The sequence below is a fragment of the Carnobacterium inhibens subsp. inhibens DSM 13024 genome (assembly GCF_000746825.1).
In the GTDB taxonomy this organism is placed as follows: Bacteria; Bacillota; Bacilli; order Lactobacillales; family Carnobacteriaceae; genus Carnobacterium_B; species Carnobacterium_B inhibens.
On record NZ_JQIV01000006.1, the window covers coordinates 2,392,438 to 2,415,514 of the forward strand.

The window sequence follows — 23,077 nt, forward strand, 5'->3', positions numbered from 1 at the left end:
TTTAACGATTGCACTAAACTTGGTCAATCATTCTTTAGTCTGAATTTTATAAAAATAGGAGAACATACTTTTGGTTTTGTTGCATTGAGTATAGAGATAACTTACAATGATTGTACAGTATTTAGTAGGATAATAAGAAATTATAAGCTGTTTTAAGTAAAGAAAGGAATTACCATGAAGACATTAATTATCGCTGAAAAACCGAGTGTAGGTAAAGAGATTGCAAGGGTATTAGGTGCAACACAAAAAAGTAAAACATTTATTGAAGGAAAAGACGTCATTGTTACCTGGGCGTTAGGTCATCTATTAGGATTAAAAATGCCTGAAGAATATAAAAGTGAATGGGCAACATGGGATTTGAACACTTTGCCATTAGTTCCAGAAAAAATGCTGACTAAGCCTTTAAAAAATACAAGTGGTCAGTTAAAAGCAATCAAGCAGCTGGCTAATCGAAAAGATGTTGGGTCAGCAGTGATTGCTACGGATGCTGGACGCGAAGGGGAATTGGTTGCACGATGGATATTAGAGTATGTTCATTTTAATAAACCAGTAAAAAGACTTTGGATTTCTTCGCAAACTGATAAGGCCATTAAGGATGGTTTTAAGAACCTTCAACCTAGTGAAAAGTATACTAACTTATATGAATCCGCTGTTGCTCGTTCTGAAGCAGATTGGTTAATTGGTTTAAATGTCACGAGAGCATTGACAGTCAAGTATCAAGATAATTTATCGGCTGGAAGAGTTCAAACGCCAACATTGGCTATGGTAAGAAAGCAAGAAGCAAAAATTGCATCTTTTGTTCCAGAAACGTATTATACGGTCCAATTGATGATGGATGGAAAAAGAGCCTCATTAAAAAGCGGAGCTCCTCATAAATATACTAAACGCGAAGAAGCTGAAAATTTAGTAGCTTCGCTAAAAAACAAGCCGATAGTTGTAGTAGATGTAAAAGAAAAGCAATCCATACAGCAAGCGCCATTGCCATATGATTTAACTGAACTTCAACGTGAAGCCAACCAACGCTATCAGTTTTCAGCAAAGAAAACATTGAGCTTGATGCAAACTTTATACGAACGTCATAAAGTGCTGTCTTATCCAAGGACAGATTCTAAATACTTAACTCAAGATATGTTAGGAACAATGAAAGAAAGAGTAATGGCAATTCAAGGATTTGCTCCGGATGATGTAAAAAAAATTCTTAAAAATGGTGCTCAAGTAACTTTGAAAAGTATTTTTAATACTTCAAAAGTGACAGATCATCACGGCATCATTCCAACTGAAGAACGTCCGCGACCAGAAAAAATGGAAGCAGATGAACTGAAAATATATCGGATGGTTGTTGAACGGTTTATTGGGTTGTTTTTACCAGCTTATAAAGTATCTAAGACAACCATTGTATTTTCAGCTGAAGATATTTTATTTCATTTGCAACAAGAAGTTGTGCTGGAAAAAGGATGGAAGAAAGACATTCAGAAACTAGAAGGAAATGATTATCAGTTAAATGAACAATTCAACAGTCCGGTTTATACCATCCAAAAACAACTCACAGAAGCCCCAGCTCGTCTTTCAGAAGGTGCTCTTCTACAAAATATGGAAAATAATGGATTAGGTACACCTGCTACTCGTGCAGAAATCATTGAAAAACTCATTAGTAGTGATTTAATGGAACGTACTCAAAATAAATTGAGTACAACTCCTAAAGGCCAGCAACTACTAACATTAGTCAATCCAGCATTAGTGACTCCAGAACTGACAAGTAAATGGGAAAAATCTTTAGAAGAAATTGCAAAAGGCATCTTGAGAAAAGAAGAATTTTTAACACAAATAAAAAAAGAAACAGCTCGATTAGTAACTGAGATCAAAAACAGCACGCAAACCTATAAAGATCATTCTCTAACCAGTAAAATTTGCCCAGATTGTGGTGAATTATTGAAAGAACGTAATGGACGTGATGGGAAAGTGTTGGTTTGCAGTAGTTCTACTTGTTCTTACAGACGCAGAAAAGATCCAAAACTATCCAATCATCGATGTGCACAGTGCCACCGTAAAATGGAGATTCATGAAGGTAAAACTGGGAAATACTTCAAATGCAAATATTGTAATGTGACTGAAAAGATTGAAGGGAAAAACAGTAAGAAACCAAGTAAACATGAAACAAAAAAATTAATGAAAAAAATTAATCAGCAAGAGGAAGAAGCGGAAAGTCCTTTGGCTTTAGCGATGAAAGCAGCGTTGGAGAAAAAAGGATAACTAAAATATTCCATGTGAAAAAGGATGAGGGAAGGCAATAAAGAATGTCTGCCTCATCCTTTTACTGCATTTCGTTTACAGCTTATTTTGTGTATAATTAAAAGGAATTATAAGGAGGAAAGAAAACCGTGGCAAGTAAAAAAAAGAATACTACAGCTAAAAAGAACGCAAATTATCGTCATTCATTTGAAATTATTGGATTGATTTTTATTATTTTAAGTATTTTTTCAGTTTCGCAAACAGGTTTTGCGGGTATTTTTAGTGCGAATTTATTTCGTTTTTTTGTAGGGAATACATTTACTATTGCAGCAATCTTGATTGGAATCTATGGGCTTTACCTTATATTTAAAGGGAAAGAACCTCCTTTTAAAAATAAACGAATTGCAGGTTTTTTACTCATTTACAGCAGTTTGTTATTAGTCCAGCATGCTCGTTTATTTGCACCTATTATTCATGCGGATATGAACGTTATTTCTGCTACTTTCCGTTTCTTTATGATCGATATGGTGAATAATGAGATTACACAATCTCTTGGTGGAGGAATGATTGGAGCTGTTTTTTACGCAGCTAGTTATTTTTTATTTTCTCAATGGGGAACTTATTTTATAGCAGGGCTTAGTTGTTTTTTTGGAATCTTTTTATTATTTCAATTATCCTTTAAAACATTCCTAAAAAAAATAGGGAATGGACTTATGATTGGTTGGCAAAAAATCAAAATACACTTATCGGAATTGAAAACAATTATCTTGAAAAAACGAAGCGAGTCAAAAGAATCTACTAAAAATGAACCTCAAAAAAAGGTTAAGAAAGAAAAAATAAATACTGTTAAAGCTGTACCCAATGTTAAAGAAGAACAAACTACTCAAAAAGAGAAGAATGAGCAATTGCAATTGGAAATTGAGAATTACCAAAACCGTGTTAAGAAACCTGCTGTCGATGAAGCGAAAGCAATTAGTGCAGAGACAGATGACCATGATGGAGAACCTATTGATTTTGAGATAGGAGCTGAGAAAGAAAATAAGGATTATCAATTACCACCTTCTCATTTATTAAACGAAATCCCCCAAAATGACCAAACAAATGAATACGCGATTATCCAAAAAAATGTTAAGAAATTAGAAGATACTTTTCAAAGTTTTGGGGTAGATGCAAAAGTTATCAAAGCAAATTTAGGACCCGCCGTAACAAAATATGAAGTCCAACCAGCAATTGGGGTGAAAGTAAGTAAGATCGTTAGTCTCAGCGATGATATTGCATTGGCATTAGCGGCAAAAGATATTCGGATAGAAGCTCCGATACCCGGCAAGTCTTTTATTGGAATAGAAGTTCCAAATAGTGAAGTGAGTTTAGTTTCCTTTAGAGATGTTATCGAAGGTCAGGTCCATAATAAAGAAAAGCTGTTAGAAGTACCACTTGGAAGAGATATAACCGGCAGTATTGCTATGGCTGATTTAGCTAAAATGCCTCATTTACTTGTAGCGGGATCTACAGGAAGTGGAAAATCAGTTTGTATCAATGGAATCATTACTAGTTTGTTGATGAAAGCTAAACCGAACGAAGTAAAATTGATGATGATAGACCCTAAGATGGTGGAATTAAATGTCTATAATGGAATTCCACATCTACTAACACCTGTCGTGACTAATCCCAAAAAAGCAGCACAAGCTTTGCAAAAAGTCGTTGCGGAAATGGAAAGAAGATACGAACTATTTGCTGCTAGCGGGATGCGAAATATTACTGGATACAATCAATACTTACAAACACATAATCAAGAAAATGGCGAAAATTATCCAACATTACCATTTATCGTGGTGATTGTTGATGAGCTAGCTGACTTAATGATGGTAGCTAGTAACGAAGTCGAAGATGCGATCATTCGTTTAGCGCAAATGGCTCGGGCTGCTGGAATTCATATGATCTTAGCAACTCAAAGGCCAAGTGTAGACGTTATCACGGGCATTATTAAAGCAAATGTTCCTTCACGGATTGCTTTTGCAGTTTCCAGCGGTGTTGATTCGAGAACGATAATTGACGGCAGTGGAGCAGAAAAATTATTAGGTAGAGGAGACATGTTATTCTTGCCAATGGGCGAAAATAAACCGGTTCGTGTACAGGGTGCATTTATTTCTGATGAAGAGGTTGAACATATTGTGACATTTGTAACTGATCAACAAGGCGCAAATTATGTTGAAGAGATGATGCCTACAGAGGAAACTAAAGCTGCAGAAAGTGATGTCGAAGATGAAGTATATGAGGACGCAGTGGCTTTGATCGTTGAAATGCAGACGGCAAGCATCTCTTTATTGCAACGACGTTTTAGAATCGGCTATAATCGAGCAGCTCGTCTGATCGATGAAATGGAGATGCGAGGCATAGTTGGCCCTTCAGAAGGCAGTAAGCCTCGTAAGGTGAATATCACTCACGTTCCTGGCGACGAGCAGTTAAATGAATCAGAAATAGAACAATATTAATAAAGAACATCTGTTAATGAGCTACTCATTTAGCAGATGTTTTTTTTGGCATAGGTACTTTTTGTCAGTAATTAGACCTAAAGACATACGAAAATAGTTTTAATACATTAGAAATCAATTAAAAACTGAACATTTTTTAGCTAAAACGTTTTCAACAATCATTTTTGTTGTTTATTTTTTAAAATAAAGATGGTACTATAAATGCGAGGATGAATTAATGAGAATTTGATTCATACTAAAAAATTATTGGGGGTTTTTTGAGTGAAGAGTAGAAATTTTAAGAGTCTATTGACTCTGGGTCTATTATCAAGTTTAACATTGGCTGCATGTGGAGCTGATGAAGGAAGTGATAATGCTTCATCTTCAGGTTCAGGAGAAGATTATTCAATTGTTATGGTTACCGACGTAGGTGGAGTAGATGATAAATCATTTAACCAATCTGCTTGGGAAGGTATGGAAGCTTGGGGAGAAGAGCACAAACTTGAAAAAGGACCTGATGGATACAACTACATTCAATCAGATGAAGATTCTCAATTTGTTACAAATTTAAATACTGCTGTAAATAATAATTTTGATTTGATTTTTGGGATTGGATTTAAATTAAAACCAGCAATGATAGACGTTGCTGAACAAAATCCAGATCAAAACTTTGTTATTATTGATGAAACAATTGAAGCTGACAACGTTTCTTCTGTATTGTTTAAAGACCATGAAGCTGCATTTTTAGCTGGGGTTGCTGCCGCTGAAACAACTGAAACAGACCATGTTGGGTTCATCGGTGGACAACAAAGTGCTGTTATTGACCGTTTTGAAGCTGGTTTTGTAGCTGGTGTACAAGATGTTAATCCAGATATTAAAATTGATGTTGAGTATGCTGGATCATTCGGAGATGCTGCTCTTGGAAAACAATTAGCAGCTGCAATGTATAGTTCAGGAGCAGATATTATTTATCATGCATCTGGAGATACAGGTAATGGTGTGTTCTCAGAAGCTATCGACCGCATGAATTCTAATCCAGATCAAAAACTTTGGGTAATCGGAGTTGACCGTGATCAAACTGCTGAAGGTGAATACGATGGCGGAAACTTAACACTTACTTCAACACTTAAAGGTGTAGGACAAGCTGTTCAAGATATCGCAAATGCATCAATGGAAGGCAACTTCCCAGGTGGAGAAATCAGTAACTTTGGTTTAGCTGAAGATAGCGTAGGCATTACTGAAGGGGCATTATCTGAAGACGTAATCAAAACAGTTGAAGATTACAAACAACAAATTATTGATGGAACAATTACAGTTCCAGAAGCACCATAATTTAATTTATACCAAACAACTAGTTTAAGGAATGAATAAAGATCAAAAGACCGGATACTTATATTCCGGTCTTTTCCTCTCTTTTGAGTTATCAAGATCAGTATGATCAAAACTATATTTTCTATTAAAATTAAAAAAGAAAATTTGATAACTACTTGTCTGTAAAACAACTATAATGGATAATAGATTGAGCAAGAGAAAAGGAGTGAAACCATCGTGTCAGAATCAGTAAATGTCATTGAAATGAAGGGTATTACGAAGCAGTTTGGTACTTTCAAAGCGAATGACAATATTAATTTGCAGCTTAAAAAGGGAGAAATTCATGCTCTTTTAGGAGAAAATGGTGCAGGTAAATCCACTTTAATGAATATTCTTTCAGGGTTATTAGAACCTACTTCTGGAGAAATTCTGGTAAATGGACAGGTGGTAAATATAAGTTCACCTAGTGCAGCAAACAAATTAGGTATTGGAATGGTTCATCAACATTTTATGTTAGTGAAAAAGTTTACCGTTACTGAAAATATTATTTTGGGAATGGAAAAAACTAAAAATGGTTTTTTAGATAGACATTCGGCTAAAAATGAAATAAAAGAATTGTCTGAAAAATACGGTTTATTAGTTGATCCTAGTGCAAAAGTTGAATCTATTTCAGTAGGAATGGAGCAAAGGGTAGAGATTTTAAAAACTCTTTATCGCGGAGCAGATATCTTAATATTTGATGAACCGACTGCAGTGTTGACTCCTCAAGAAATCGATGAATTGATAAATATTATGAGAGCCCTAACAAAAGAAGGCAAGTCGATCATCTTAATTACACATAAACTTGATGAAATTAAAGCTGTTGCTGACCGTTGTACGGTTATCCGTCGTGGACAAAGTATTGATACGGTGGATGTTTCAACTACTTCTCCTCAAGAATTAGCAGATATGATGGTTGGACGTTCAGTTTCCTTCAAAACACAAAAAAAGGCTTCGCAACCAAAAGAAACTGTTTTGTCTATCGAAAATCTTACAGTCAAAGAAAACCGTGGATTAGATGCAGTTAAAGGATTAAGTTTAGAAGTTCGAGCTGGAGAAGTTGTGGGAATAGCCGGAATCGATGGAAATGGACAAAGTGAATTGATTCATGCAATTACCGGATTAACAAAGACTGAAAGTGGGAAAATCACGCTAAACGGTGAAGAAATCCAAAATAAAACACCACGTAAAATTACAGAATTAGGGTTAGGACATATCCCTGAAGACCGTCATAAATATGGCTTAGTGTTGCCGATGTCATTAGAAGAAAATATAGCATTACAAACGTATTATAAAAAACCTTTAAGTAATCATGGTATTTTAAATCAAAAAGAAATAAAGAACTTTGCAATAAAATTAATCGAAGAATTTGACGTGCGCACACAAAATGAAACAACACCTGCTGGATCATTATCAGGTGGGAACCAACAAAAAGCTATTATTGCTAGAGAAATTAATCGTAACCCATCATTATTGATAGCTGCACAACCGACACGAGGACTTGATGTAGGAGCGATTGAATACATTCATTCACGTTTGATTGAGCAACGAGATAATGGAAAAGCCGTCTTGCTAATGAGTTTTGAACTAGATGAGATTTTAAATGTTTCTGATCGAATCGCTGTTATGTATGAAGGCAATATCGTTGCAATTGTGAATCCTAAAGAAACAACTGAACAAGAGCTTGGTTTGTTAATGGCAGGGACTTCTCTCGAAAAAGCTCGTTCTCTGATCAAACAAGGAAATGGAAAGGAGGGTGTTCAAAGTGAATCATAAAAAAGATACATTGAACAATTTACTTGTGCCATTACTTTCTGTATTAATGGGATTTGTTCTGGGTGCAATTATTATGGTTATTTTTGGGTACGATCCAATTACTGGATATACAGCAATGATTAATGGTGCTTTTGGTTCATCCTTTTATATTGGTGAAACATTAAGACAAGCTACACCGCTTATTCTAACAGCATTAGGTTTTTCTGTAGCTTACAATGCAGGATTCTTTAACATTGGGGTTGCTGGACAGGCTTTGCTTGGTTGGTTATGTTCTGTATGGGTAGCTACTTCTTTTGCAAGCTTACCGGGTATCATTTTACTTCCCTTAAGCATTCTTGGTGGTGCTTTGGCTGGAGCTATTTGGGCTGGAATTGCTGGATTTTTAAGAGCTTACTTTAACACTAGTGAAGTTATTGTTACGATCATGTTGAACTATACTGCTCTTTATACAACAAATTATTTGATTCGTAATGTTTTAACAGAATCAGCAGATGCAACAGCACGTATTCCAGAAGGAGCGAGTTTACGAGCTGGATGGATAACTGAATTAACAAGTAATTCTACTCTTCATACGGGTATATTTATTTCTTTAATTATGGCTGTAGTCGTTTGGTTCTTAATGAAAAAGACAACTACTGGATTTGAAATTAGAACTGTAGGGCTAAATCCTAGTGCTTCTGAATATGCTGGTATGAGTTCTAAACGTAATATCATTATTTCAATGTTAATCAGTGGTGGTTTGGCTGGTTTAGGTGGAGTAATGGAAGGTCTAGGAAACTTCCAAAATATCTTTACCCAAGGAGCAATGCCAACTATAGGATTTGATGGTATGGCAGTAGCTTTGTTAGGGTTAAGCAACCCCGTAGGTATTATTTTCTCAGCTATTCTGTTTGGAGCATTGAAAATTGGTGGAAACAGCATGCCGATGATTTCAGGTGTCCCAACCGAAGTTGTAGATATTGTAATAGCTTCTATTATTTTCTTCGTAGGGGCTAACTACTTGATTCGCTATTTTATCGATAAACGAGCTAGAGTAAATAAAGGAGGAGTGAAATAAGATGGATATCGTACAATTGCTTCAACTCATTGTTTCATCATCACTTGTGTATTCAGCTCCTCTTGTATTAACAGCCCTAGGTGGAACATTTTCTGAACGTAGTGGTATTGTTAACGTAGGTCTAGAAGGAATAATGGTTATGGGAGCCTTTAGTTCAATTGTATTTAATTTAACTTTTGCAAGTACTTTTGGCGACATGACTCCTTGGATATCCGCTTTAGTTGGTGGATTGATTGGTGTGGTTTTTTCACTGATCCACGCAGTAGCTACAGTCAATCTAAGAGCAGACCACATTATTTCTGGTACTGTTATCAACTTAATGGCTCCAGCATTAGCAATCTTCTTTACTCGTGTATTGTATAATGGAGCTGGACAAACGGATCGTATCACTGAAAGTTTTGGTAAAGTAACTATTCCATTACTGAACCGTATTCCAATTATCGGCGATATTTTCTTTAAAGGAACTTCAGCACCCGCTTTTGCAGGTATTCTAATTGCTATCATTTGCTGGGTAGTACTCTTTAAGACAAGATTTGGTTTACGTTTAAGATCTGTTGGGGAACACCCTCAAGCAGCTGATACGTTAGGGATCAATGTTTACTTAATGAAATATGCTGGTGTAATGTTGTCTGGTTTACTCGGTGGTATGGGTGGCGCAATTCAAGCGCAATCTATTTCATTGAGTTTTCAAGCTTCAACAATTGCTGGGCAAGGATTTATTGCTATGGCAGCAATGATATTTGGTAAATGGAACCCTCTTGGTGCAATGGGTGCAGCTATATTCTTTGGTTTTGCTCAAAGTCTAGGTGTTATTGGAAATTACATTCCTATTATTCAAGACATCCCAAGTGTGTGGTTGCAAATCGCGCCATATGTTATCACTATTATTGTGTTGGTTGGTGTTATCGGTAAATCCGAAGGACCAGCAGCTGGTGGTAAAACATATATTAAATCAAAATAAGATACTTTTTAAGCAACAACGGACGTTCATGTCTGTTGTTGCTTTCTTTTTTTTAGTTTTTATTTTAAGATAGACAATGAACGCTTTTCCAAGTTAGAGGAGGAATAAAGATATGTCTATTCAGTTAAATGAAGGAGTTCATTTGCATGTACTCCCCACTAAAAAATATAAAACTATTCGTATTATGTTGAAATTTCGTGCACCATTAAATAAACATACGATTACCAAACGAGCTATGCTAGCAAATTTATTGGAGACAAACAGTAAAAAATACCCTACACAAACAGCATTAAGAAGTGCTCTTTCAACTATGTATGGAGCTAGTTTTGGAACCGCTGTAACTAAAAAAGGGAATACTCATGTATTGACTTTTAGTTTGAATTTAGTGAATGAGAAATACTTATCAAAAGGAGATAACGTATTACAAGAAGGCATTGATTTTCTAAAAGAAGTTATTTTCTCTCCAAATGTTGAGCAAGGTCAATTTCATGAAAAGACTTTTAAAAGAGAAAAAGAAAATTTAGAAGATTATTATGATTCGTTATTTGATGATAAACAAACTTATGCGAGTCTATCTTTACAAGAGCTCTTTTTTGAAGATGATAATCAAAAAACACCAAGTGTTGGTTCAAAAGAAGATTTGAAAGAAATAACTTCTAGCTCTTTGTATGAGTATTATCAAGAAATTTTAAATCAAGATAAGGTAGACATTTACGTAATGGGTGATGTGAGTACAGGTGAGATTCAGTCAGCATTTGAGCAGTTCAACTTTGCTCCTCGACAATTAGAAGAAACAAATAGTTTCTATAAAGAACCAGCAGCTAAGAAAATAAAAAGTAAAACTGAATACCAAGATGTTATACAAGCGAAGTTTAACCTCGGTTATACAACGTCTGTTTTTTATCATGATCCGTCTTATTATGCAGCACAAGTATTCAATGGTTTATTCGGCGGATTCCCGCATTCTAAATTGTTTATGAATGTTCGTGAGAAGGAAAGTTTAGCTTATTATGCTTCTAGTTCAATGGATACGTTTAGAGGGATGATGACTGTTCAAACTGGTATTGATGGTCAAAAGGTAGAACAAGTTAGAGAAATCATCGCATTACAGTTAAAAGAGATGCAATCAGGCAATTTTACTCAAGAAGCTGTTTCTCAAACGAAAGAAATGTTGAAAAATCAACTTTTTCAATCTGAAGATAACTCAGGATCTGTTATTGAGCGTATTTATGCTATGCAATTAGCTAGAGGTAATGGGAATGAACTTTCAATTGATGAGTGGGTACGTAGAATTGAAAAGGTTACTAAAGAGGACATCATTGAAGTGGCCAACCAAGTGAAATTAAATGCAACATTCTTTTTGACAGCGGAGGCGAAATAATGGAAAAAAAAGTCTATGAACAATTACAAGAAATAATATATAGAGAGACACTAGATAATGGGCTACAAGTGATCTTATTGCCTAAAAATGATTTTCATAAAACTTATGGCTTATTTTCAACTAATTTTGGTTCTATTGATAATCAATTTGTCCCTCGTGGGAAAACAGAAGCAACTACTGTACCAGATGGCATTGCTCACTTTTTAGAACATAAATTATTTGAAAAAGAAGATGGAGATGTTTTCAATACATTTGGGCGCTTAGGTGCTTCTGCAAATGCTTTTACAAGTTTTACTCGTACAGCGTATCTTTTTTCCAGTACGAGCAATGTTCCAGAGAGTTTGACTACACTTCTGGATTTTGTTCAAGAACCTTATTTTACTGAATCAACGGTAAATAAAGAAAAAGGGATCATTGCTCAAGAGATTCAAATGTATGAAGATGAACCGGACTGGCGTTTGTTTTTTGGTATCTTAGGTAATATGTATCCTAAACATCCCTTGCACATCGATATTGCTGGAACGGTAGATAGTATTATGGACATTACTCCTGAATTACTATATGAGAATCATGAGACTTTTTATCACCCGAGTAATATGAATCTATTTATTGTTGGAAAATTAGATCCAAAAGAAACCATGCAGTTGATTCGAGACAATCAAGCAAAAAAAGACTTCGTACCTGCTGAAACAATTCAACGTATTTTTCCAGAAGAAACCATTCATGATATCAAACCTTACGATTTTATCAAGATGTCTGTTAACCGACCAAAAAGTATTGTCGGAGTAAAAGGTTTAAACGAGGTCCCAACTGGCATAAAGGCTCTAGAGTATAAAACAACAATGGATTTACTGCTAACGTTGTTATTTGGTCCTACATCGGCAAATTATTTAAATTTATATGACAAAGGAATCATAGATGATAGTTTCTCTTATGAGTTTAATTTGGACCGTACGTTCCATTTTGTAGATGTCAGTGGAGACACAAAAGATTCAGCTGCTTTTAGTGAAGAAATTAAAAAACTGTTGCTTAGTGCAAAAGATAGCTTAGAATTAACAGAAGAAAATTTAACAACGGTTAAGAAACGAATGATTGGCCAAGAATTGCAAGCATTAAACTCGTTAGAATATATAGCTAATCAATTTAGCCAACCTATTTATGGAGAAGCAACGTTATTTGATATCGTTCCTATTATTGAAAACATTACATTAGCAGAGATAAAAGATGCTGCTGCAGAATTTATGATTGAAGATCATATGACGACATTCCATATTTTACCAAAAGGAGCGAATGAAGCGTGAAATTTGCTTTAATTATGGGAGCTAGCGGTGATATTGGAAAAGAAATCGCGCAAGAATTAGCAGAAAAAGGATGGTCATTGTACTTGCACGCTCACTCAAATCCAAAGAGCGTTGACAATCAACTGCGAAGTTTTCAAGTCCTTTATCCAAAACAAGATTTTTACGCTTTAACTTTAGATATGACGAAAGAAGAGGATATTCCTCTTTTTCTTCGTTCTATCTACCAGTTGGATGCGGTTATTTTTGCTAGTGGGTTTACGACTTATCAGTTGCTAACTGAAGTTACTTCTATCGACATGGATCACATGTGGTCAGTGCATGTTAAGACACCCATTTTATTGATCCAACACTTACAAGATAAATTAGCTCGTTCTAGACAGGGAAGAATTATTTTTATTAGTTCTATTTATGGAGAAATGGGTAGTGCAATGGAAGTATTTTATAGTACTACAAAAGGCGCCCAGCTAGCTTTTATTAAAGCTTATAGTAAAGAAGTAGCTAGTCTGGGGATAACTGTAAACGCAATTTCTCCAGGTGCAATTGCTACTAAAATGAATCAAGATTTTACAGCAGCAGAACTGAAAGAGTTGGAAAGTGAGATTCCGGTAGGGCGTTTAGGAAGTGTGTCAGAAGTTAGTTTTTGGGTTGCTCAATTATTGGAAAAACGCAGCGCGTATATGACTGGTCAATCTATTGTGATTAGCGGTGGCTGGTTAAAATAGAAAAGCATCATCACTTTATAGTATAAAGAAAAATTAATGTTTCTAGAGTAGTAGTTATGTTATAATGCAAATGATATGAGATTTTCTCTCTAAACAAGAGAATAGGTAGGTGAGACAGTTGAATGAAATTGGTGAAAAATTAAAAGAAGCAAGAAAAGCAAAAGGATATACACTAGATGATTTGCAACAAATGACTAAAATTCAAAAAAGATATTTAATTGCTATTGAAGAAGGCAATTATGATGTTATGCCAGGGAAGTTTTATGCACGTGCTTTTATCAAACAATATGCAGATACTGTAGGCTTGAATGGAGATCAGTTATTAGAAGAATACACTGATGCAGTCCCTCATACCCATGATGAAGAATACGTTGAAAAAGTCTCTACAGATCAAACTCGGTCTGGAAAAAACCCGGAAAATATCTTTTTGACAAAAGCCCAAGATTATTTACCTACAATTCTAATCGGCATCTTAGCAGTAGCTATTGTAGCAGCTATCTATTTTGCTGTAATAAAAACAAACAATCAAGGCGATGAAGATATGATTACAAAGGAATCAGAAGAGATTTCTGTCTCAAGCGCTGAATCAATTTCAAGTGAAGAGTCAGTAGCAGAATCTTCAGAATCGCAAGAAAGTGAAGAAGAGACTCAAGGAATTGAGATGCAATCTTCTACTGGTTCAACAACGACTTATTCTGTTACCGGGGTTTCAGAAGGCAGCAGTTTAACATTGACTGCTTCAGGTGGAGATTCATGGATTAGTGTTGAGGCTGATGGAACAACCATTGATGCTCAGTTGATTACAGACGGCTCTAATTTAGAGTCAGAAGTTCCAGAGGGTACGTCATCTTTAGTGGTCATTATTGGGAATGCTCCTGCTACGAAAGTAAATCTTAATGGTGAGGATATTCCGTATGCTCCAGAAGCAGAAAATTCTGTTCGTCAAGAAATTGAATTTCAATTCGAATAGATAGTGAGAGGAAAGACTTGTAATACTTTTTTTATTGAAGTCTTCTTAAAATTAGTAGATGTATCTTGATAAAGAGAGGAAGCACAAAATTGAACTTACCAAATAAACTTACTGTATTGAGAATTTTTATGATTCCGATATTTGTTATTATCGTATTAGCACCTTTTGATTGGGGTGTAGTTCATCTTTTAGGATCTACAGTGGAAGTGACACAATTGGTAGGAGCTGGTTTATTTGCTTTAGCAAGTTTCACAGACTGGTTAGATGGAAAAATCGCACGTAACCAAGGATTAGTAACGAATTTTGGTAAATTTGCGGATCCTTTAGCTGATAAGATGTTAGTTATGACAGCTCTAATTGTTTTAGTTGGGCAAAACTTAGCTCCTTCATGGGTCGTTTCTATTATTGTATGTAGGGAATTAGCTGTTACAGGACTAAGATTACTATTAGTAGAACAAGGTGGCACAGTCTTAGCAGCTGCATGGCCTGGAAAAATAAAAACAGCTACTCAAATGGTTGCTATTATCTTATTGCTTATTGATAATTTACCTTTTGAAGGAATCGGATTGCCTATGGCATCTATTATGTTGTATATTTGTTTATTCTTTACAATTTATTCTGGGGTAGACTACTTTGTAAAAAACAGCTCCGTATTCAACGGTCCTAAATAAGAACAGAATACTATCAAGAAGAGAAGATCATTTGAAATGAGTATTTCAATGGTCTTCTTTTTTGTCACCTAGAAAAGTATGGTAAAATAAGAACATTAAAGAATGGAAGCCTTTTATCTTAAGAGTTTAAGAAGGGCCAAATTAAAGTTGTATCATAGTGTTCGCGTATTATAGAAGTAGGAGTGAGTAGAAATGAATGCAGAAATCATAGCAATTGGTACCGAGTTATTGATGGGGCAAGTAGTAAATACAAATGCTTCTTTTTTGTCTCGCGAGTTGTCATCATTAGGAATAAATGTCTATCATCAAATCGTTGTGGGAGATAATCCCACAAGAATGGCGGAAGTGATAGAAGCTGCTGAACAACGAAGTGATTTAATCATACTATCAGGAGGTTTGGGTCCAACAAAAGATGATATTACAAAGCAAGTATTAGCTGAGCATTTAAACAAAAAATTAATTTTGGATAAAAGTACGATGGAAAAAATTACTATGTATCACGAAAGTAGAAAACGATTAATGACAGAAAATAATCGCTTGCAAGCTATGGTTATTGAAGAATCAACTATCTTGAAAAATGAAACGGGTCTTGCTGCTGGTATGTTTTTAACCCAAAATAATCAATTCTATGTGTTGTTGCCTGGCCCTCCTAGTGAGTTAGAACCCATGTTTATAAAAGAAGTAAAACCTTTATTGATGAAAAAAAATCAGAATGAAACGTATATCGTATCAAGAGTGATGCGCTTTTTTGATATAGGAGAATCCCAGTTAGCTGCTGAACTGGATGATTTGATTGAACACCAGGAAAATCCAACTCTTGCTACATATGCTGGGAAACACGAAGTAACTTTGCGTTTAACAGCCAATGGAAGCTCTGAGGAAGCTTGTTATTTATTATTGGATAATATGGAAGTGAGTATCCAAAAACGTATAGGAAGCTATTTTTACGGGTATGGAGAGGACAATAGGCTAGAAAATGTAGTGGCTGATTTGCTGAAAGAAAGAAAATTGACATTGACAGCTGCAGAAAGTTTAACGGGTGGAGCCTTTCAAAGTCAACTAACCAGTATTTCAGGTGCTAGCCAATATTTTAAAGGTGGAATCGTAACCTATAGTAATGAAAGCAAAAAAGAAATCTTGGGTGTGTCTAAAGAAACCATTAAAAACGAAGGAGCAGTTAGCGCTCAATGTGCCATCGAGATGGCACAAAACGCAAGAGAGATGTTTAATGTAGACTTAGGGTTATCCTTTACTGGTGTTGCAGGCCCAGATAAGTTAGAAAACCAAGAAGTGGGTACAGTGTGGATTGGCCTTTCTGTTAAGGGACAACCAACATTCGCTAAGGAATACCATTTAGGTAAAGGGCGTGAGAACAATAGGGATAGATCAGTAATGTCTGGGTTAGAGTTGATTCGGAGAACTTTATTGAATTTACCTATTCATCAAAAGGTTTTTTCTGGAAAAAAAGTCGAATGAATTAAATAATGGACACCGAATGTTTGTTCGCTTTTTTCTTGCTTTGTTTATAAAAAAAAGGTATAATAATGGATGTAGCAGATGAAAATATGAATGAGTAACGAATAGATAAAAGAAGATTTGAGGAGGATTTATTTAATGGCAGACGATCGTAAACAAGCATTAGACGCAGCGTTAAAAAAGATTGAAAAGAATTTTGGAAAAGGTTCTGTTATGAAACTAGGCGAAAAAGTTGATACACGTATTTCAACTGTTCCTAGTGGTTCACTAGCATTAGACGTAGCTTTAGGTGTAGGTGGTTTTCCGCGTGGAAGAATCATCGAAGTATATGGTCCTGAAAGTTCAGGTAAAACTACAGTAGCTTTACATGCTGTTGCTGAAGTTCAAAAACAAGGCGGAATTGCTGCTTTTATTGATGCAGAAAATGCATTAGATCCAAAATATGCAGCTGCTTTAGGTGTAGACATAGATGAATTACTTTTATCTCAACCAGATACAGGTGAACAAGGATTAGAAATTGCAGATGCTTTAGTTTCCAGTGGAGCAGTAGATATTGTAGTTATTGACTCAGTTGCTGCTTTAGTACCACGTGCAGAAATCGAAGGAGAAATGGGAGACTCTCATGTAGGTCTACAAGCCCGTTTGATGTCTCAAGCTTTGCGTAAATTATCTGGATCAATTAATAAGACAAAAACAATCGCTCTATTTATCAACCAAATTCGTGAAAAAGTCGGCGTGATGTTTGGTAATCCAGAAATTACCCCGGGTGGTCGTGCACTGAAATTCTACGCTACGATCCGATTAGAAGTTAGAAGAGCTGAACAAATCAAACAAGGTACAGATATTATGGGTAACCGTACAAAAATCAAAGTTGTAAAAAACAAAGTTGCTCCTCCTTTTAGAGTAGCTGAAGTAGATATCATGTATGGAGAAGGTATATCTCAAGTTGGAGAACTGGTAGATATGGGTTCTGACAAAGATATTATTGATAAATCTGGAGCGTGGTACTCTTATAATGGCGAACGAATTGGTCAAGGCCGAGAAAACGTCAAAAAATTCTTTAAGGAAAATCCTGAATTAAGAGCTGAAGTAGAACAAAAAGTTCGTGCAGCTTATGGATTTGGTGAACCTGGCACTGAAGAAGCAACAGCAGACTCTTCTGAAATTGATTTATTAGAAAAATAAGATCATAAGAAAACCAATAAGTATTAGTCTTATTGGTTTTTTTTATAAACTGTTTTTAATCGAATACTACAATTAATGAAGGAAAAAGGAACCTTATATAGGTATACTTAATGTTATGAAAGTTTATGAAAGGGTTACAAAACCATTATTTAAGTTGACATGTCTCTTCACTACAATTAAAATTAAGTTATCTATTAATTTATAATTAGATATAGGGTAGGTTTTATTGGTATAAAACTATTCATGTTCTACCAAATAATGGATAAATAATAAATGACAAATTAAATAAATGATACGGAGGTGGAAGAATGGATTTTACAAGTGTTGCCTTCGCTATCGTTACTTTAGTTGTCGGTCTTTTTGTTGGATATCTCGTCCGCAAAGCAACCCATGAAAAAGAGCTAGCTGGTGCTAGAAACACTGCAACTGGAATATTGGAAGAAGCAAAAAGAGAAGCAGAAACCATGAAAAAGGAAGCGATGTTAGAAGCGAAGGATGAAAGCCACAAATATCGAACTGAAATTGAAGCAGAGCTGAAAGAGAGAAGAAATGAAGTTCTAAGACAAGAAAATCGTTTGTTGCAACGCGAAGATAATATTGATCGCAAAAACGACAGCTTAGAAAAGCGTGAACACACACTCGAGGCGAATGAAGAGAAATTAAGTTCTAGACAACTACATGTTAACGATTTAGAGAAGAAAGCCATTGAGTTGGTTGAACAACAAGAAAATGAATTGGAACGAGTTGCGGCTTTATCACGCGAAGAAGCAAGACAATTAATTTTAAAAGAAACAGAAAATGAATTGTCTCATGAATTAGCTGTAATGGTAAAAGATTCTGAACAAAAAGCAAAAGAAGAAGCAGATCGGAAAGCTAAGAATTTAATTGCGTTAGCCATTCAACGTTCTGCAGCTGATCAAGTTTCAGAAACGACAGTATCCGTTGTAACATTGCCTAACGATGAAATGAAAGGTCGTATTATTGGTCGTGAAGGACGCAACATCAGAGCACTAGAGACCCTGACTGGTATGGATCTAATTATAGATGATACACCAGAAGCAGTGGTACTTAGCGGCTTCGATCCAATACGCCGTGAAATTGCTCGAATGACTCTTGAAAAATTGATCCAAGATGGACGGATTCATCCAGCTCGTATTGAAGAGATGGTAGAAAAATCGCGTAAGGAAATGGATGAAAGAATCAGAGAAATTGGAGAACAAGCTACTTTTGATGTAGGAGTACATTCATTACACCCAGATTTGATCAAAATTTTAGGACGTCTGAAATTTAGAACAAGTTATGGTCAAAATGTTTTAAGTCACTCTATTGAAGTGGCTAAATTAGCTGGTGTGATGGCTGCCGAACTAGGAGAAGACGTTACATTAGCTAAGCGAGCAGGTCTACTTCACGATATTGGTAAAGCACTAGATCATGAAGTTGAAGGATCACATGTTGAAATCGGTGCAGAAATTGGGATGAAGTATAAAGAGAATGAAACAGTCGTTAATGCAATTGCCTCACATCATGGTGATGTTGAAGCGACATCTGTCATTTCTGTTTTAGTGGCTTCAGCTGACGCAATATCTGCGGCTCGTCCAGGCGCAAGAAGCGAATCGCTTGAAAATTATATTCACCGACTTGAAAAATTAGAAAGTATTTCTAATGATTTCGAGGGAGTGGAACAAAGTTTTGCAATACAAGCTGGTCGTGAAATTCGCATTATGGTCAAACCTGAAAAACTTGATGATCTAGAAGCAAGTAAACTAGCTCGTGACGTTAGAAACCGTATTGAAAGCGAACTGGATTATCCAGGACATATTAAAATCACGGTTATTCGCGAAACAAGAACAATAGAATACGCTAAATAAATAGTAGTGTAGTAGCCGATATGAGTCGATGATAAATCTGACTTGTATCGGTTTTTCTGTTGCAAGCCACTAAAAATTGACGTTAAACAAGTGAGTGGGTAAATAAAATGAAAAGGCCAGCTTTTATTTCAGGTCGTTTATTGTTAAAATATAAAAGATGATAAAGAGAAGAGGAATAATTGAATGAAATTATTATTTATTGGAGATGTTGTAGGTTCGATGGGTCGCGAAATGGTTCATGATTACTTACCGAAATTGAAAAAGATGTATAAACCGCAAGTCACTATCTTAAATGGAGAAAATGCAGCAGCAGGGCGTGGTATTACAGAGAAAATTTATAAAGGCTTTTTACAAGATGGTGTAGATATTGTCACAATGGGAAACCATACATGGGACAATCGTGATATATTTGAATTTATTGATGATGCAAAAAAAATGATTCGTCCTGCTAACTACCCTGAAGGAACACCAGGCAAAGGTATTTCATATATAAAAGTCAATCAGCTTGAATTAGCTGTCATCAATTTACATGGACGTGTTTTCATGACGGATGTCGATGATCCTTTTAGAAAAGCAGATGAACTAGTAGAAGAAGCGTTAAAACGAACACCGTTAATCTTTGTAGATTTTCACGCCGAAACAACCAGTGAAAAACAATCAATGGGATGGTATTTAGATGGTAGAGTATCAGCAGTAGTAGGCACACACACTCATGTGCAAACAAACGACGCACGCATATTGCCAAATGGAACAGCTTATTTAACAGACGCTGGAATGACTGGTCCTTATGATGGTGCGTTAGGCATGGATCGTGATGCAGTTTTAAGAAAATTCTTAACGCAAATGCCGACACGTTTTGAAGTACCAAAAGAAGGACGTAAGATTCTTTCAGGTTGTTTTATTGATATCGATGATAATACAGGGGAAGCTAAAACTATTGAAAATATTGTCATCAATGATGACCGACCGTTCAATGGCGGTTTTGAATAAATATCACTAGTGAACGACAGATTAATCACAAGGAGGCGGGAAAAGTGCCACAAAAAACAAAACAAACGCCTATGATGGAACAGTATCTAGGAATAAAGGCAAATTACCCAGATGCTTTTTTGTTTTATCGCTTGGGAGATTTTTATGAATTATTTAATGATGATGCAATCAAAGCATCTCAGCTTTTAGAAGTAACATTAACTAGTCGAAATCGTAATGCAGATGAGCCTATCCCAATGTGTGGCGTACCTTATCATGCCGCTAAAGGATATATCGATACATTGATTGAAAAAGGATATAAAGTAGCTATCTGTGAGCAAGTAGAGGATCCGAAAAAAGCAGTAGGCATGGTCAAAAGAGAAGTTGTTCAGCTGATTACACCCGGAACAGCTATGGACAGTAAATCAATCGATGCTAAGACAAATAATTACTTAGCTGCTTTAATGACTACACCGACCAATCAATTTCATTTAGCCTATGTTGATCTAAGTACTGGAGAACTGAAAACAACAGAATTAACTTCATTAGAAGAAGTGATGAATGAATTAATGAGCTTGAAAACAAAAGAAGTTGTCTTCAAAGAAGCGATGGACTTAGAAATTCAAGAAAAATTAAAAACAACATTAGGTATAATGGTTTCAACACAAAATGATAGTATTGAAAGTGCAGAATTTTCTTACTTAACGGATGATATCGGCAATAAAGATTTGATTGGTGTTGTAAAATTATTATTATCTTATTTATATGTTACTCAAAAAAGAAATCTGGGGCATTTACAGAAAGTAGAAGTATACTTGCCTACTAATTATTTAAAAATGGACCATTATTCTAAACATAATTTGGAATTGGTTTCTTCAATTCGTACGGGACAAAAAAAAGGAACATTATTGTGGCTATTGGATGAAACCAAAACTGCCATGGGTGGAAGACTTTTAAAGCAATGGATCGATAAACCATTGATTAAAGAACAAGCCATTATCATGAGACAAAATATAGTTGAAAGTTTAATTAATCATTTCTTTGAACGAACCGACTTAAATGAAGCATTGACAAGAGTGTATGATTTAGAAAGGTTAGCTGGAAGAGTAGCTTTTGGCAATGTTAATGGCCGAGACCTGATTCAGTTGAAAACCTCTTTGCTTCAAATTCCACAACTAATTGACATTATTCAATTAATGAATAAGGGTGAGTGGGATCAACTCCTTACTGAATTAGACCAAGTTCCTGAAGTAGTAGAATTGATCGACCAAGCCATTCATGATGATACTCCTCTTTCCATAAAGGAAGGTGGGATTATTAAAGATGGCTTCAATGAACAATTGGATACCTACCGCGATGCCATGCGTAATGGGAAAAAGTGGATCACACAGTTGGAAGCTGAAGAAAAAGCAGCTACTGGGATCAAAAATCTGAAAATTGGGTACAACCGTATTTTTGGCTATTATATTGAAATCACTAAAGCGAATCTTGCTATTTTGCCAGAAGGCCGGTACGAGCGGAAACAAACATTAGCTAATGCAGAACGATTTATAACTCCTGCATTAAAAGAAAAAGAAACGCTGATTTTAGAAGCTGAAGAAAAATCAATGACATTAGAATACAACTTATTTACAGAGGTAAGAGAAACAATCAAACAGTACATTGAAAGACTACAAAAGTTGGCAAAAACAGTAGCAGCTATTGATGTTTTACAAAGTTTTGCAACAGTAAGCGAAAAATATCATTATACTCGTCCTTTAATGGTAGCCAATAGCCAAGAAATCCATTTGATAGAAGGTCGCCATCCAGTTGTAGAAAAAGTATTGGGACAACAGACCTATGTACCTAACAGTGTCGAAATGACTCAAGATAATGAAATTTTACTCATCACTGGACCAAATATGTCAGGTAAGAGTACCTATATGAGACAATTAGCATTGACAGTAATCATGGCACAAATGGGATGCTTCGTACCTGCAGACAAAGCAACAATGCCTATATTCGATCAAATATTCACACGTATTGGTGCAGCTGATGATTTAATTGCAGGGCAAAGTACATTTATGGTCGAAATGATGGAAGCCAATGAGGCATTGCGATATGCTTCTAAAAACAGCTTGATTTTATTTGATGAAATTGGTCGTGGGACAGCAACTTATGATGGTATGGCTTTAGCTGAAGCCATCATTGAATATATTCATGAAGAAGTCCATGCTAAAACGTTATTCTCAACTCATTATCATGAGTTAACAGTTTTAGATGAGCGGTTGTCAGGATTAAAAAATATCCATGTTGGAGCAGTTGAAGAAGAAGGAGAATTGGTCTTCTTACACAAGATGCTTCCTGGGCCAGCAGATAAAAGTTATGGTATCCAAGTAGCTAAACTTGCAGGGCTGCCTGATGCATTGCTTTCACGTGCAACAGTCATTTTAGAACAATTGGAACAAAAAGAAGCAGTAGTTATGAATCATTCAGTAACTTCTGAGATACCTACATTAGAAAATACAAAAGAACTTACAGATGATGGACAACTGTCTTTATTTGGCATGCTTGAGGGGTCTGAGGCTGAAATTGTTAGAGCGGTTAGAAAAACAAATTTACTTACAATGACTCCTTTGGAAGCCTTAAATTGTATTAGTGAATGGCAACAAAAATTGAATTGATTTTAGTTAGTGGAAAGGAATGTTGGA

16 protein-coding genes are annotated in these 23,077 nt (G+C 35.6%); all 16 read left to right on the plus strand.

Annotated elements, in window-relative coordinates; all coding sequences use genetic code 11:
• The first annotated feature begins 174 nt into the window (after nt 1–174).
• The 16 genes from BR65_RS12590 (at nt 175) to mutS (ending at nt 23,050) form a co-directional block, all read left to right on the plus strand.
• Entirely contained in the window at nt 175–2,250 is a 2,076-nt protein-coding gene (locus tag BR65_RS12590; protein ID WP_034538462.1) for a DNA topoisomerase 3, read from the plus strand.
• 128 nt (nt 2,251–2,378) lie between these two features.
• Nucleotides 2,379–4,721, plus strand: coding sequence for an FtsK/SpoIIIE family DNA translocase (locus BR65_RS12595; protein WP_023177192.1), 2,343 nt, complete (start codon nt 2,379–2,381; stop codon nt 4,719–4,721).
• A gap of 261 nt (nt 4,722–4,982) precedes the next feature.
• Nucleotides 4,983–6,032 carry a BMP family lipoprotein gene (locus BR65_RS12600; RefSeq protein ID WP_034538464.1) on the plus strand — a complete coding sequence of 350 codons (1,050 nt, stop codon included), beginning with the start codon at nt 4,983–4,985 and terminating at the stop codon, nt 6,030–6,032.
• A gap of 243 nt (nt 6,033–6,275) precedes the next feature.
• Nucleotides 6,276–7,826 carry an ABC transporter ATP-binding protein gene (locus tag BR65_RS12605; RefSeq protein WP_051932861.1) on the plus strand — a complete coding sequence of 517 codons (1,551 nt, stop codon included), beginning with the start codon at nt 6,276–6,278 and terminating at the stop codon, nt 7,824–7,826.
• Nucleotides 7,816–8,883: an ABC transporter permease gene (locus tag BR65_RS12610; protein ID WP_023177195.1), complete on the plus strand. Its 1,068-nt coding sequence runs from the start codon at nt 7,816–7,818 to the stop codon at nt 8,881–8,883. Before BR65_RS12605 ends, BR65_RS12610 begins: the two co-directional genes overlap by 11 nt.
• 1 nt (nt 8,884) lies before the next feature.
• Complete coding sequence (locus BR65_RS12615) at nt 8,885–9,844, plus strand: ABC transporter permease (protein ID WP_023177196.1); 960 nt, start codon at nt 8,885–8,887, stop codon at nt 9,842–9,844.
• Nucleotides 9,845–9,956: 112 nt separating this feature from the next.
• Nucleotides 9,957–11,225, plus strand: a complete 1,269-nt coding sequence (gene yfmF, locus BR65_RS12620; RefSeq protein ID WP_023177197.1) for an EF-P 5-aminopentanol modification-associated protein YfmF — start codon at nt 9,957–9,959, stop codon at nt 11,223–11,225.
• Entirely contained in the window at nt 11,225–12,526 is a 1,302-nt protein-coding gene (gene yfmH / locus BR65_RS12625; RefSeq protein ID WP_034538468.1) for an EF-P 5-aminopentanol modification-associated protein YfmH, read from the plus strand. Before yfmF ends, yfmH begins: the two co-directional genes overlap by 1 nt.
• Complete coding sequence (gene ymfI, locus BR65_RS12630) at nt 12,523–13,248, plus strand: elongation factor P 5-aminopentanone reductase (protein ID WP_023177200.1); 726 nt, start codon at nt 12,523–12,525, stop codon at nt 13,246–13,248. The genes yfmH and ymfI overlap by 4 nt, the downstream gene beginning before the upstream one ends.
• A gap of 109 nt (nt 13,249–13,357) precedes the next feature.
• Nucleotides 13,358–14,218, plus strand: a complete 861-nt coding sequence (locus tag BR65_RS12635; protein ID WP_023177201.1) for a helix-turn-helix domain-containing protein — start codon at nt 13,358–13,360, stop codon at nt 14,216–14,218.
• Nucleotides 14,219–14,307: 89 nt separating this feature from the next.
• A complete protein-coding gene (pgsA, locus tag BR65_RS12640; RefSeq protein WP_023177203.1) occupies nt 14,308–14,889 on the plus strand; it encodes a CDP-diacylglycerol--glycerol-3-phosphate 3-phosphatidyltransferase in 582 nt (193 codons plus the stop codon).
• 192 nt (nt 14,890–15,081) lie between these two features.
• Nucleotides 15,082–16,365 carry a competence/damage-inducible protein A gene (locus BR65_RS12645; RefSeq protein ID WP_034538471.1) on the plus strand — a complete coding sequence of 428 codons (1,284 nt, stop codon included), beginning with the start codon at nt 15,082–15,084 and terminating at the stop codon, nt 16,363–16,365.
• Nucleotides 16,366–16,503: 138 nt separating this feature from the next.
• Nucleotides 16,504–17,550: a recombinase RecA gene (gene recA / locus BR65_RS12650; protein ID WP_023177207.1), complete on the plus strand. Its 1,047-nt coding sequence runs from the start codon at nt 16,504–16,506 to the stop codon at nt 17,548–17,550.
• A 308-nt stretch (nt 17,551–17,858) separates the two neighbouring features.
• Complete coding sequence (rny, locus tag BR65_RS12655) at nt 17,859–19,418, plus strand: ribonuclease Y (protein ID WP_023177208.1); 1,560 nt, start codon at nt 17,859–17,861, stop codon at nt 19,416–19,418.
• A gap of 183 nt (nt 19,419–19,601) precedes the next feature.
• Nucleotides 19,602–20,408, plus strand: coding sequence for a TIGR00282 family metallophosphoesterase (locus BR65_RS12660; protein ID WP_023177210.1), 807 nt, complete (start codon nt 19,602–19,604; stop codon nt 20,406–20,408).
• Nucleotides 20,409–20,452: 44 nt separating this feature from the next.
• Entirely contained in the window at nt 20,453–23,050 is a 2,598-nt protein-coding gene (gene mutS / locus BR65_RS12665) for a DNA mismatch repair protein MutS (protein WP_034538472.1), read from the plus strand.
• The last annotated feature ends 27 nt before the right edge of the window (nt 23,051–23,077 follow it).

Excerpts from the sequence above, each read along its gene's own strand:
- BR65_RS12590 (WP_034538462.1), top strand. The coding sequence starts at position 175 with ATGAAGACATTAATTATCGCTGAAAAACCGAGTGTAGGTAAAGAGATT.
- recA (WP_023177207.1), top strand. The coding sequence starts at position 16,504 with ATGGCAGACGATCGTAAACAAGCATTAGACGCAGCGTTAAAAAAGATT.
- BR65_RS12605 (WP_051932861.1), top strand. The coding sequence starts at position 6,276 with ATGAAGGGTATTACGAAGCAGTTTGGTACTTTCAAAGCGAATGACAAT.
- BR65_RS12615 (WP_023177196.1), top strand. The coding sequence starts at position 8,885 with ATGGATATCGTACAATTGCTTCAACTCATTGTTTCATCATCACTTGTG.
- rny (WP_023177208.1), top strand. The coding sequence starts at position 17,859 with ATGGATTTTACAAGTGTTGCCTTCGCTATCGTTACTTTAGTTGTCGGT.
- BR65_RS12660 (WP_023177210.1), top strand. The coding sequence starts at position 19,602 with ATGAAATTATTATTTATTGGAGATGTTGTAGGTTCGATGGGTCGCGAA.
- BR65_RS12645 (WP_034538471.1), top strand. The coding sequence starts at position 15,082 with ATGAATGCAGAAATCATAGCAATTGGTACCGAGTTATTGATGGGGCAA.
- yfmH (WP_034538468.1), top strand. The coding sequence starts at position 11,225 with ATGGAAAAAAAAGTCTATGAACAATTACAAGAAATAATATATAGAGAG.
- yfmF (WP_023177197.1), top strand. The coding sequence starts at position 9,957 with ATGTCTATTCAGTTAAATGAAGGAGTTCATTTGCATGTACTCCCCACT.